Origin of the sequence: Pelosinus fermentans JBW45 (assembly GCF_000271665.2) — a bacterium.
In the GTDB taxonomy this organism is placed as follows: Bacteria; Bacillota; Negativicutes; order DSM-13327; family DSM-13327; genus Pelosinus; species Pelosinus baikalensis.
The window spans coordinates 3,004,997-3,018,854 of the sequence record NZ_CP010978.1; the positions used below are offsets into that span (position 1 = coordinate 3,004,997).

Consider the following 13,858-nt stretch of genomic DNA (forward strand, 5'->3'; position numbering starts at 1 on the left):
TCCCCTCTATTTATAAATTTCAATTACCACATCCGGGCAAGCTTTAGCACACATTATGCAGCCGATACACGCGGATTCATCGGAACAAGTTGCTGAGTGATAGCCCTTGCTGTTTAGAGAATCACTAATCACAATGATATTTTTTTTACAGGCCACAACACAAAGTCCACAGCCTTTACATCTTTCTTGATTAAATACCGGTCTTGGCATGATTCATTCCTCCTGTTTCCCATACCGATTTTCCTCTCCGCTTTATAGAATACTCTCGTAAAACAAGCATATATGGCCGTAGACAGGCAAAGGAGAAGCATAACTATAAAGCATAGGTAAGTAGAAGGTTAGAGCGTTAGTTATGCTCATCCTTTACCGTCCTGAAAATGGGACTTTCTGAGAGACTATACACAATCCATTAACTAATTTTGTTGGATCTACGCCATATCCCTAACTTCTCGGCGCCTTTAATTAACTCTTCACGAAAATTAGGATGAGCAATTTCAATAATCCTCTCTGCCCTCTCCCAAGTTGATCGTCCAGCCAAATTAGCCATCCCCCACTCTGTTACAAAATAATGAGCTTGTGTACGCGGATCTGTTACTACTGCATTCGTGGGCAGATCTACGACTATCCTCGATTTCATTAATCCCGTGTTTTTGTCAATGAAGGTAGAATTAAAACAGATAAAGCTTTTTCCCTCTTTGGACAAATAACCTCCGTTCAAAAAATCAAGTTGTCCGCCCGTGCCGCTGATCTGACGAGAACCGGATGTTTCAGCTGTCACTTGTCCTAAAATGTCAACTTCAACGCAACTATTAATGGTAACAAGATTATCAATATTCGCCATCACATTTGGATCATTGGTATAGTCAATTGGATAGGAGGCTAATCCGCTATTTCCATCAACCCAATCATATAATTCTTGGCTTCCGGCACAGAAAGCCCAAGCACCTTTTCCTTTATCAACGTTTTTATATCGATTGGTGATTTTACCTGCTTTTGCCATTATCAAATAGGCATCCACTAACATTTCCGTGTGTATAGCCAAATCTTTTAGATCAGACTCAGCAATCATTGTACCTACCGCATTGGGTAACCCCCCCACACCCAATTGAATTGTAGATGTATTATTTATTTCTTTTATAATCAACTTAGCAATTTTCCTATCCGTATCTGTAGCTTCCGCAGATTGAATGACTGGCAAATCTGGATTACTACTTTCTACTATGTAGTCAATATCACTAATGTGAATACAATTTTCTTGTCCTCCCAAAGCAATCGGTAATTTTTCATTTACCTCTAGTATGATAATTTTAGCTTTCTCACAGATAGCCCTGGATGCAGAGTTAGTGAGAGAAAAATTGAAGTATCCATGTTTATCCATTGGGGCCACTGAAAACATTGCTACATCTACTTCCAAACTCTTACGATAAAATAATGGTTTGTTGCGATAAATCATTGGGATATAGTTGCACAGACCTCGATCACTCAATTTTCTCTCATAAGGACTAAAGTGCCAGCTATTATAAAAGAAATGTTCTCTTTCATGATCGGCATTAACAATTTCTAAAGGCCTTAATGAAAAGCCTCCTCTTACCTTCACATTGACTAGTTCATTTTTTCGTGCTGCTAGTGCCTTATCTAAAGCCACGGGTTGGGCTAACGTAAAATTATAATCAACCCAATCACCAGGCTGAACGACTTTAACTGCTCTTTCTGCCGTGGTCAATTTAGCACGATACTCTTGTATATAATTCATTTGCTTCCTCCATAAAATTTATTCCAGCCTGGTTTTTTAATAATCATCTTCTAGCAGGTGATAAAAAAGTACTGCGCACTTTTCCTAATATATCGATCCGCCGTTCAGCTAAAATGTCAGCTGCCTTATAAGTAGGTATGTTATCCCGTTTTGAAATAGCAATAATTTCTTCAATATTCCGATAAATGATTTCAACAGCTCTTAAGGCTCGTTCTTTATTGTAGTCGCCATTCAATTCATCCGCTATATTAATTACCCCTCCAGCATTGATGATATAATCAGGAGCATACAAGATTCCTTTACTATGAAGTAGATCTCCATGACGATTTTCTCCAAGTTGATTATTAGCGGCACCTGCAATAATACGGCACTTAAACTGTGGGATGGTATGGTCGTTAATGATTGCTCCAAGAGCTGTCGGAGTAAAAATATCACATTCTACACCATAAATAGCATCGGGATTAACCGCTGTCGCTCCCAATTCTTTTACCACACGTTCCACGTTGTGCTCATTAATATCAGCTACAATAAGATTAGCACCTTCTTGATGCAGATGTTTAGCCAGATAATAACCTACATGACCAAGTCCTTGAAGTGCCACTGTTTTCCCTTTCAGCTGTTCAATTCCCCAAACCTCTTTAGCACAGGCCTGTATGCCTTTTAATACCCCAAAAGCAGTGATTGGAGAAGGGTCGCCGCTAGATCCAGCTATGGCTCCTACGCCATTAACGTGCTTCGTTTCCTGGCTCACAATATCCATATCCTCGACACAGATTCCTACATCCTCCGCAGTGATATAACGTCCATTGAGACTTTCAACAAATCGGCCGAAGGCTCTAAACAATGCCTCACTTTTATCTTTTCTTGGGTCGCCAATAATGACTGTTTTTCCTCCACCAAAATTAAGACCTGCTGCAGCGTTTTTAAAAGTCATGCCACGAGCTAGTCGCAATGCATCAATAACAGCCTCTTCTTCACTGGTATAGGGCCACATTCGCGTCCCGCCCAATGCTGGCCCCAGCGTCGTATCATGAATCGCAATAATGGCCTTCAAACCGGACGCCTTATCCTGGCAAAAGACAAGTTGCTCATAGTCATAATTCTCCATAGAATTTATAATTTCCATACTGGTTCCCCCTTTAGAATAATAATTTAAATTTTCTAACTTTTTCAAGTAAATTGCAAGAAACATGCCAATCAGATTTAATTCATCCTTATAGCAAAATCACTATAAATCAAAGCACAAGCCTGACCAATCTCTCTGCAACATTTAGCATGCCTGCAAAATATTGCAGGCTAACTCTTGCAGCTTTATATCAAGTAATCGCCTTTATTGTATCTTATCAATGGGAAATATTACGTTAACCACAGGGAATGAATATAGAGTATAATTTACTTAACTGACTAAAATCTATAATGAGTAAGGATGAATAAATGAAAAGACAGCTACGATTGCCTCTTACGTTTATAGCTCTGCTGGTACTTGGAATGATCTCAACCTCCATTACAGCTAGTGCCGCTGCATATGGTTCCCAGAGTCAAAACATCAATGCGATTCGAGAATATCAAGCCAAGAAGCCCCTCAAAAACAAAGTGATCGTTGTTGACCCTGGCCATGGCGGTAGTGATGCTGGTGCCATTGGTCCCAACAATGTTGCCGAAAAAAATGTTACACTGGCAATCGCTCGCGACTTACGTGACTTACTTTCTGCCGGAGGAGCAACTGTCATTATGACTCGGACGTCTGATCGAGATGTTGCCACAGACGGCTCTTCAGACATTGACGAACTGCAAGCTCGCGTCGATATCGCCAATCAGGCAAATGCTGACTTGTTTGTCAGCATTCACACCGATGCATTTGCCGAACACGGAACTGGTACAACAACCTATTTCTGCCCAGGCAGTAACGATGATCTTGCCCGTTTCGTTCAGGACAATATGGTGAGTCAATTGAATTTGTATGATAGAGGCTCTCAGCCAAGTGATTTTTATGTTCTCAAAAATACAAACATGCCAGCCATACTAACAGAAGCTGCTTTTATTTCTAATCCAAAAGAAGAAAAACTACTTATCAATCGTGATTTTAATAAAAAGGTAGCTATAGGAATTTACAACGGGATTAAACAATATTTCATACAATAAAAAGGAACTTATTAAAGTTCCTTTTTATTGTATAGGAAAGGGAAATTAGTTTTCTTATTTGGATTTTTGATCCATTTAGAAAGAAGACTCAGCCTCTTCATAAAATTGATAGGATGGTTCTGAAAGAATAGAAAAATAATCGGAATAATCAGCAGCGTAAACACGGTTGAACTTAATAAACCGCCAATTAGAACCCATGCCATACTGACTCTTGTCTCCGAACCTTCTGTTAATGCTAATGCTGTGGGCAGCATACCAACAACCATGGTGATCGTCGTCATAAAAATTGGTTTTAATCTTGTTTTGCCGGCTTCAATGATGGCATCAAAAGCCCCAACGCCTCGATCCATTAGCGTTATTGTATAATCTAGGAGCAAGGTTCCATTTTTAGCAACCAAGCCATCCATGACCAATATACCAATGAGAGAATATAGATTGATGGTATTATTAGTAATCAATAGGAATAACAGTGACCCTATCATCCCTAGTGGAAGAGAAAACATACGAATAAATGGAGTTAAGAGCGACTCGTATAGAACAGCTAGCAACATATAAACTAATATAAGCGATAAGCCCAGCGCTTGAAACATTTGGCCAAAGGTATCACTCATACTATTTGCCTGACCCGTATAGCGATAGCTAATACCAGTACCTAGATCTTTGGGTGTCAGTTTCTTTGTAATCTCTTGTAATACTTCATTTAAAGGGCGATCGGTTATATTGGCTTGTATCGTTATGGAACGTTGCTTGTCTACCCGTTGCAGCATGACTGGTCCCGTACCTTCACGCAGGACAGCAATGTCTCCTAAAGATATTTGATGGTTGCCAGCCATAACCGGCAGTGACCGAATGTCCTGCATTGCAAAGCCATCACTTCCTTTAATGCGAACTGTAATATCCGTATCTTGACCATCATTAAATGGATCATTAGCATACACGCCAGCCTGTTGTCCAGCGATTGCAGCATTAAAAACATTTGCAACTTCAGCTACTGAACTATTATAAAATTTTAATCTGTCACGATCAATCGTCATTTGGATTTCAGGCATCCCCTCTGTATAAGAACTGCGGATGTCTTTTATTCCCTGTATTTGCGAAAGTATGCTTTGGGTTTGATACGAAGATGCAACTAAATTATCCATATTAGAGCCCAGTAATTGTATTTGTATGGGAGCCCCGCCCCCTCCTCCTCCGCCTGAAACTCCAGCTACGGAAGATTGTGATTCATTCACCCTTACAATGACGTTTGGGAAATTTTGCTTTGCATAGGCCCGTACTTGATCAGTAATTTGCCAAACTGTCCGATCACGATCTTTACGATCAACCAATTGCACACTAAGAGAACCATTATTACTGGAAGGTGTACCCGCGCTGGACAGATAATTTGTTACTTCAGGAATGGTTGATAGATATTCTTCTAATTCTTTTACGACAAGATCTGACTGCTGAATGTTTTGGCCAACGGGTAGCTCTACTGAGACACGAAAACTACCTTCATCTGTGCGTGGCATATATTCTGAACCAATAACTCCCAAGGGAATTAAGGAAATAGTTACAAAGAATAAAATCAGTACGGCAGCAATGACTTTTTTACTATTACGTAAACCCCAGCGTAAAACCGTCTCATATTTAGTGACTGCACCTTGTTCCATCCGATCCATAAAATCCCAGACTACACCACGACGCTCGGTCAATCCCCCCTTAAATAGGCGCGAAGCAAGCATTGGGGTAAGGGTGAAAGATACAAGCATAGAAAATAAAGTGGCAAAGACAATTGTTAAGCCGAATTGACGAAAAAATTGACCCGTCATTCCTGTCATAAATGCGATAGGCATAAATACAACAACATCGCAGAGTGTGATAGCAATCGCTGCCATACCAATCTCATTACGGCCATCTTCAGCCGCAATGACTGCATCTTTGCCCATTTTTAAGTGACGATGAATGTTTTCGAGTACAACAATAGAATCATCTACTAAAACACCAATGCAAAGAGCCATTCCCATTAAAGACATCATATTGAAGGAAAACCCTGCAATATACATGATAAAAAATGTAGATATCATCGATGTAGGAATGGCAATTATTACGGCAATTGTAGATCGCCAGCCACGCAGAAAAAGATAGAGTATAAGGCCCGTAGTAATTAAGCCTTCTACCAGGCTTCCAAAAGTATTATGTAAAGAATTGGTAACATACTTTGATGCATCTGTAACAACAGTAAAGGTATAATCCGGATATTCTGTACGCAAGGTCTCCAATTGCTGTAGAGTAGATTTTACCGTATCGACAAGACTGGCATCACTATTTTTATAAACGGATAATGAAATTGCATCTGATCCGTTTACACGACTATAACGGCTGACTCGCTTATCCTTTTCTTGAATGGTTGCAATATCTTTCAATTGTATAGGAATACTATCCCCATTGGTTACTTGCAACTTGGTGATTTCATCTGGGGTTTTATATTGAGCAAGCAAACGTACATCGGCTTGTGTCTTATCATTGAACACGCTGCCAGACGGCAGCAAGGTATTTTCACTTTTTATCTTGCTTACAATCTGATTAATTGCAACATTGTAGAAACGAAGCTTATCTTTATCAAGCTCAATGGAAATTTCTTTATCTCTGCCACCATATAAGGCCACTTCTGAGACCCCATCGCCCCGCTGTAAACGCTCTTTAAAAACAGAATCAGCCTTGGTGTAGGCTTCAGCTAAAGGCTGATTGGATGTTACCGCAATTTCTAAAATCGTAGTAGCATTTATATCTCGTTTTACAACGACTGGCTCATCAATGCCATCTGGCAATTTTCGTCGTACCGAGTTCACCTGCTTTGTAGCATCAATAGAAGCAATATCTGCATTTGCTGAGAAGTCAAATTCTAATACGATATTAGCATTTTCTGGCCTGGCTGTAGATGTCATATGTTTTAAATGGGCAACGGAAGACAGAGAATCCTCCAGTGGTTTAATAACTTGTTGTTCCATTTCTTCTGTTCCTGCACCAGCATAATGAACAGAAACAGTAACATAAGGAGTATTTAAGGCTGGCAGCAGTTCAACGCCAATACTATGAAGACTATATAAACCAAGCACAACAAAGAATAGAATAATCATCGTAATGCCAATCGGTTTCTGTATGGAAAACTTTGTAATATTCAAAATAACACTTCCTATCTGATTCGACTATTCTGCAAGGATGTTTGGTGTAATAGCAGAGCCTGTTTTGAGTCTTGCTAAGTTACTAACAGCAATTGTCTCGCCATCTTGAATGCCGCTAATAATTTCAATACTCTTATCATTACGTAAACCCAATTGTACGATACGTTCTTCTACTTGATTGCTGCTGTTCACTACAAAAATGCGATCTTTACCATTTAACGACAAAACAGCTTCTTTTGGCACGAATAAGGTTTGTGACCTTAGGATCGTATTAATCGTAGTACGGGCGAACATTCCGCTTCGAATACTGTCTTCAGGCTTGTCAAGGATCATCCGAATGGTAAAGGCCTGTGTTTTACTATCTATGGATGGGCTGATGTAAATAATCTTTCCAGTAAATGATTTACCCAAAGATTCAATCCCTATAGTCGTAGGTAAGCCTAGAACCACTTGCCCGATATCTTGCTCTGATACGGAGCAGTCTATATAGATATTACTATTATCAACAATAGATAACACTTTCTGACCAGCTGATACGATGTTGCCTACTTCTGCCTGCCGAAAACCAATCATACCAGATCGAGGTGCTCGCAGAGTAAGGTCATCTTTTTGATTCTTTAATGCGTCAATAACACTTTGTGCTTTATCTCTACTGGCTCTTTTTGATTCAACAGAAGCTGCACTTCCTGCCATGAGCTGTTTCGACCAGGATTCCATGACTGATTTGGATGAAATCATTTGCTGTTCTGCATTATCAAGTACTTCTTTTGAAATAGCCCCTTGAGAATACAAGAGTTTATATCTTTGATATGTAGTTACACTATGCTGATAATCCGATTGTGCTTTTTGGTAATTTGCTTCAAAAGTAGCGTTACTTTCAATAGCATCTGCATTCGCCTGGCGAAAACTTGCATTATTTTGCTCTATAGAAAGGTCAATATCACTGCTGTCTTGACTCAATAATACTTGGCCCGGCGTGACATACTGACCTAGCTCAACATTAATCTGAGTAATTTTCCCTGTATATTTTGCAGCAATATCAACTTGGGATTCAGGCACAGTTTGCCCTGTTAAGTCAATTGTCTTAGTCATATCTTTGCGCTGAATCGTCAAAACATCAACTAGCGGTTTCGTATCTTCGGAATGTTGTCCTTTAGCTACGTTTTTCGAATGAAGTCCTTGATAAGCTGAAAACAATAACGAAAAGGCTGTAATTGCAATAATAGCTACTTTCTTTTTATTACTTGCTAAACGTTGTGCCACCTGTTTCACTCTCCTGTGAATTCTTTTCTACATTAAAAGTACTGTGATCATAAATGCGATTGAATATCATACTTAGAAATACTAGGTCATTTGTAGTATTTCTCATGTGAAGCCTCAAGTAATATAATAACAGAGTAATAGTTGCACACGCAACTATTACTCTGTTATTATATTATCTTTAAGTTCCCTGAGCCTCATTCATTTTAATTATTAGCATAACATGAAAATATGACAAAAATATGACAGGTAATTTTTTAACACAGAATTGATCTTTATGTTAATAGCCTTTACTGATTAAAGAGCTAAGGTGCCTTTCGAATTATTTGAAAGGCACCTTAGCTCTTTAATCAAAATAACATTATATATAATTAAATTCGAAATTTATTTAAGCTATTTTTCAATTCATTTGACAAATGAGCCAAATGCTCGCTAGATGCCGCAATTTCTTCCATAGATGCCGATTGCTCCTCTGTTGCAGCGGATACAGTTTGAGAATGAGAAGCCGTTTCATTAATGACTGTTTCGATATCCTTGGATGATGCTTCAATGATACGTCCATTAGCAAATAATTCATCTACTGTTGATAATATTTCCAATGTTCGTTGATATACATTGCTTACTAAATTTGCTATTTCAGAAAATTGCACTCCCGCTTCGTTGACATGTCCAATGCCCGATTGTACATCATCAACAGCACGCTGTACTGCCGTAACTGCACTATCCACATCACTATTGGTTTCTTGAATTAATGAAATAATTTGTCCGGTTGCATGTTGTGATTGTTCAGCTAATTTACGAACTTCTTCTGCTACTACGGCAAATCCCCGCCCATGTTCCCCTGCGCGGGCAGCTTCAATTGCTGCATTTAAAGCTAATAAATTAGTTTGGGCCGCAATCCCCGATATCATTTGTACTATTTCACTAATTTTAGTAGATCCTAACGATAATTTACTGACAGCGTCATTTACTGTTTTTGCGCTTGCTCCGATATTATTCATTTGTTTTACCGCAACTTGAACCGTTTGACCACCTATATTGGTTTTTTCAACAGCAACATTTGCCATCCCATTTGCGGCTTCTGTATTTGTTTTCATGTCATTGATTTGTCCCATTAATCCTCTTAAAATACTACTTGTTTTGTTTGTTGCCTCTTGCCCACGAACTACACCTGCTGCCACTTCTGTTACTGCAATAGCAACTTGACTAGCAGCCTGCGCTGATTGATTTGCACTTTCCTTTACTTGTATGGACGAACTCGTCACTTCATTGACTGAATTAGCTACTTGATTTATTAATATCCACAAGTTGGACCGCATCTGAATCATAGCTGCACGTAGTATTCCAACCTCATCTTTATTTTGGTACTGAGTATGATCCTTTTGCTTTAGAGTAGCTTCTGTTAAATCTCCATCGGCAACTGCTGTTGCGTATTCCGCCATTTCTTTTATGGGGCGTACAATTCTGCCTGCTATCAAATTAATAATAGCCACAGAGATAATCAGCCCTAATAAAAATAGACCGCTAAAGATCCAGGTAAGTCGCTTTATAGGTGCAAATTCTTCTGCAGTGGGCGCAACCGTAAACACGCCCCATTGATCCTGAGTTGGTACAAAGGCTACAATCGACTCAATTCCATCAACTTGACCAATAAAATGTCCACTCGTACCATTCTTTATATCTTTCATTGCTTCAAGCAGTCGTTCATTGCCCAAATCTTCGATATTCTTCTTCATTACCAGCTCTTTATTGGGATGGCTCGCTATCATACCATTAGGAGAGATTAATATTGTATAGCCAGCTTGACCAATTTTCGCTTCATCAATCTCTTTCGTAAATTCATCTAAAGGAATACCGCCAACAACTGCACCTACTACTTTCCCATTAATAGAAACAGGAGCAGCTCCGACTAAGATGGCTTTACCAGTAGTTACAGAGACAATCGGATTATCCATAAAAGGTTTTCCCTCTGGAATCCGTTTTACATAATCAAGCTTTGATGCATCTACGATTTTACCTAAACTTGTTGCCACTTCCTTTCCTGTTAAATCAGGAAGAAAGCTGACAGGGCTCCACTGCGTGAAATCATCATGCATCATTTTAGTAAATTCTAACTGTTTTTGAACATTTCCAGTAAGGTTTAAAAACTGATGGGTTCCTTGCTTGCCAAATGAAGTCATTGTTGTTTTTTCCAACTGCATACGTATGTCAAATCCATTGGCAAGTTCTCTAGCCTTAATTTCAAACTTTTCCTCTAAGTTGCTTTGCACTATGCTTGATGTGCTCCAGTATGAGATCCCCATAACACTGAGAAGGATAACTGTAATTGTGATAGCAACAGCTGTTACCAATTGAGCGCGCAGACTTTTCATAGATTAGCTATCTCCTTTTGATTCTAGTCTTTACAAGTCCTCACTATACAAAATATTCGAAAAAGCAGTATTGCAGCAAACAAATCCTGCAAACTACCTGTTTGCAAGATTTGTTTACTGACTGGCATTAATCGTTATTGTTTATACTCGACCTTATTGTTCAACTGCTTTTAACTCTTCACTATAGTCTTCATTTAAAGCAGCTTTCCCAAAATCACTAGCATCTTGCGGCAATACCATGCGGAAGTCAGTTATACGAGCAATCTGAACTTTTCCTGATTTCAGACTACCAGTTAAAATATGTCCACCGTATTTACGATCATCGGAGATAAAGTGTAAATGATAGCCAGGGACATTGACACCGTTAACATATTGAGGGCACCAAAACCCAATTACAGTGCCTTTTATGTTGCTAAGATCAAATACAGTTTGATCTTTTGCTGCTTCTGTTAATGTTTTATATGGCTTAGTCTGTTTTGGAATGGCTCTCGTTTTTACATTCTCAAAAACACCATCAATACGGACCGCATAAAAATAATTTTTATCATTTGTTATTTTGTCTAAAGATTTCTGTAACTGTTCATAGTCTAGATCATGAAGTTCTGCAAACCTGTCAGGTTTAAAATTTAAAGATGTCGCAAACGGCACTTTAACATTTCCTTCTAGTTTCAGTACTTGTCCATCTGCTTTTATCTGATAATATTCTCCATCAAGACCAATTAGTTCACCATCGAGGCCATTTAATGTGCCAATACCAAAATCACCCTGATCTTTCAATTCTTTAATTGTTAATTCTCCATCATAGACTCCTTGTAAGATGGCATTAATGGTAGAAGCTTGGTAAAGTGCATTTGGCGATTGCGCATAAGCAAACGCGTTAAAATAAATCAGAAATACTAGTGTCATTGTTGTACGTAATATGGTTTTCAAAAATATGCGCCCCCTAATTTACTTATATTCTTAGTCACAATACCGTGTATGATTATCAGTCTCCCCCCCTCTTCCTCTGTTATTTTATGTGTAATCTTTTTTGCTACATTGTGACTAAGAAGAGATGGCTAATAAAATTTTAGCCACTTTATAAGTTAGTATAAAACATTATGGATTTTTTTTCGTATACCAAAAGGTATAGTTTCCCAAAAAAGGTTATACTAATCTTTTTTGGAAAACAGTAATATGAAGTATTTTCTTGGAATTTCAAAGTTTTACTCAATATTTCCTTTATCTATTAATTTTTAAAAAAATTTTAAATAAAAGAATTCCTACAAGTTATCCTTGTAGGAATTCTTTCTAAAAATAATATAGGCTACTTCACCATTAAGTTCTTTATTTGGCTGCATTGGTGCAAGCCTAAGACTTTTATAGCCTGTTCACGCAGTTTGTATTTTTGAATTTTATCACTGACTGTGATCGGAAAATTTTCTGCGAAGGCAATATACTAACTAATTGAAAAAAAGCAGGGATACGCTCCCTGCTTTTATACTTTTTACCTCAGTGTATCCCCAATAGTTCCATAGCCAGTTCACGTAGTTTATATTTTTGGATCTTGCCGCTGGCCGTTATCGGATAGCCGTCTACGAAAGCAATATACTTGGGTATCTTATAACGAGCTATTTTTTCTCGGCAATACTCCTTAAGCTCCTCTTCTGTAATTGAATTTCCCGGCTTTATTTGGATAAATGCCATGACTTCCTCTCCATATTTTTCACTAGGTACTCCAACAACTTGCACATCTTTCACTTTAGGGTGCGTATAAATAAATTCCTCAATTTCACGTGGATAGATATTTTCTCCGCCACGGATAATCATATCTTTTAATCGCCCTGTAATTTTACAATAACCATTCTCATCCATGACTGCTAGATCTCCGGTATGCAGCCAACCATCATTGTCAATAGCTGCAGCAGTCGCTTCGATCATTTTATAATATCCCTTCATCGTGTTATAACCTCGAGAGCAGAGCTCGCCCTGTGTATTTCTAGGTACTTCCTTGCCAGTTTCCGAGTCAATTATTTTGACCTCTACATTAGGCAGAGCTCGCCCTACAGTAGTCACCCGCAATTCTAGAGGGTCATCGGTTCTAGTCATGGTAATGCCCGGTGAGGCTTCTGTCTGACCATATGTGATGGTGATTTCTTTAACTCCCATCTTATCTACAACTTTCTTCATTACCTCAATGGGGCAAGGTGATCCAGCCATAATACCAGTCCGTAGAGACGAGGTATCATATTTGTTTTTTTCCATTTCTTCTAGTTCCATTATGAACATTGTAGGTACTCCATGGACGGCTGTACAGCTTTCCTTTTCAATTGTTTCAAGCACCTTGATGGGATTGAACACTACAATTGGAACCATTGTGGCACCAGATACTACACAAGCCATTGTTCCCAGTACACATCCGAAGCAATGGAAAAAAGGAACAGGAATGCATAATCGGTCTTTTTTCGTGAAGTCCATGCACTCCGCAAGACTGCAGGCATTGCCAATCAAGTTATTATGAGTGAGCATAACCCCTTTTGGAAAGCCTGTCGTCCCTGAAGTATACATCATGCTAATCACATCATCCGGGTCTAGAGAATCTTGACGGACTGCCAACTCCTCATCCGTTACCGTGTTCCCTATTTCAATTAGTTCATTCCAGGTAAACATACCAGGATAGTTCTTTTCATCAATTACTATAATATTTCTCAAAAAAGGCAATCTTTGTGATTTAAGTTCTCCTGGTTTGCAGTTATGCAGTTCAGGACAAAGTTGATACAACATACTGATATAGTCTGAACTTTTTGTCCCTTTAATTAAGATAAGGGTAGTTGTATCCGACTGTTTTAATAAATACTCTAATTCAAATATCTTATAATTCGTATTTACTGTTACTAATACTGCTCCCATTTTGGCACTGCCGAATTGAGTAATAACCCACTGGGGCACATTTGTAGCCCAAATGGCAATATGCTCTCCTTTTTGCACGCCTAGTTTCATTAAACCTTTAGCCGCCTGATTGCAAACGTAGCGAAAATCGTCGTAATTATACCGTAAATTAAGATCAGAATACACTAAGGCTTCTGTCTTCGTATTTTCTTTTGCCCTCAAATCAATTAACTGGCCTATGGTAATCTTGCCGAAATTTCTCACTATTATTTCCCTCCAAAACTAAAAATAAGTTCATT

The 13,858-nt window shown here is 38.6% G+C and carries 9 protein-coding genes; 1 reads left to right on the forward strand and 8 read right to left on the reverse strand.

Features of this window, described 5'->3' with window-relative positions:
- Nucleotides 1-6: 6 nt before the first annotated feature.
- The 3 genes from JBW_RS13275 to JBW_RS13285 all read right to left on the reverse strand — a co-directional run bounded on the left by JBW_RS13275 (nucleotide 7) and on the right by JBW_RS13285 (nucleotide 2,879).
- Nucleotides 7-210, reverse strand: coding sequence for a 4Fe-4S dicluster domain-containing protein (locus JBW_RS13275; RefSeq protein ID WP_007955329.1), 204 nt, complete (start codon nucleotides 208-210; stop codon nucleotides 7-9).
- Nucleotides 211-409: 199 nt separating this feature from the next.
- Nucleotides 410-1,753 (reverse strand): acetyl-CoA hydrolase/transferase family protein, encoded by a 1,344-nt coding sequence (locus tag JBW_RS13280; RefSeq protein WP_007955331.1) that lies wholly within the window; start codon nucleotides 1,751-1,753, stop codon nucleotides 410-412.
- 43 nt (nucleotides 1,754-1,796) lie between these two features.
- Nucleotides 1,797-2,879, reverse strand: a complete 1,083-nt coding sequence (locus tag JBW_RS13285) for a Glu/Leu/Phe/Val family dehydrogenase (protein ID WP_007955333.1) — start codon at nucleotides 2,877-2,879, stop codon at nucleotides 1,797-1,799.
- A gap of 308 nt (nucleotides 2,880-3,187) precedes the next feature.
- On the opposite strand from JBW_RS13285, the gene JBW_RS13290 reads away from it, so the two are divergent.
- Nucleotides 3,188-3,895: an N-acetylmuramoyl-L-alanine amidase family protein gene (locus tag JBW_RS13290; RefSeq protein ID WP_007955335.1), complete on the forward strand. Its 708-nt coding sequence runs from the start codon at nucleotides 3,188-3,190 to the stop codon at nucleotides 3,893-3,895.
- Between the two features lie 11 nt (nucleotides 3,896-3,906).
- On the opposite strand, the gene JBW_RS13295 is transcribed toward JBW_RS13290, so the two are convergent.
- From JBW_RS13295 to JBW_RS13315, 5 genes are all read right to left on the reverse strand, one after another.
- Entirely contained in the window at nucleotides 3,907-7,059 is a 3,153-nt protein-coding gene (locus JBW_RS13295) for an efflux RND transporter permease subunit (protein ID WP_007955337.1), read from the reverse strand.
- A 24-nt stretch (nucleotides 7,060-7,083) separates the two neighbouring features.
- Complete coding sequence (locus tag JBW_RS13300) at nucleotides 7,084-8,322, reverse strand: efflux RND transporter periplasmic adaptor subunit (RefSeq protein WP_007955339.1); 1,239 nt, start codon at nucleotides 8,320-8,322, stop codon at nucleotides 7,084-7,086.
- 368 nt (nucleotides 8,323-8,690) lie between these two features.
- Nucleotides 8,691-10,691 (reverse strand): methyl-accepting chemotaxis protein, encoded by a 2,001-nt coding sequence (locus tag JBW_RS13305; RefSeq protein ID WP_007955342.1) that lies wholly within the window; start codon nucleotides 10,689-10,691, stop codon nucleotides 8,691-8,693.
- Between the two features lie 153 nt (nucleotides 10,692-10,844).
- Entirely contained in the window at nucleotides 10,845-11,621 is a 777-nt protein-coding gene (budA, locus tag JBW_RS13310; RefSeq protein WP_007955343.1) for an acetolactate decarboxylase, read from the reverse strand.
- Between the two features lie 561 nt (nucleotides 11,622-12,182).
- Complete coding sequence (locus JBW_RS13315) at nucleotides 12,183-13,823, reverse strand: AMP-binding protein (RefSeq protein ID WP_007955344.1); 1,641 nt, start codon at nucleotides 13,821-13,823, stop codon at nucleotides 12,183-12,185.
- Between the last annotated feature and the right edge of the window lie 35 nt (nucleotides 13,824-13,858).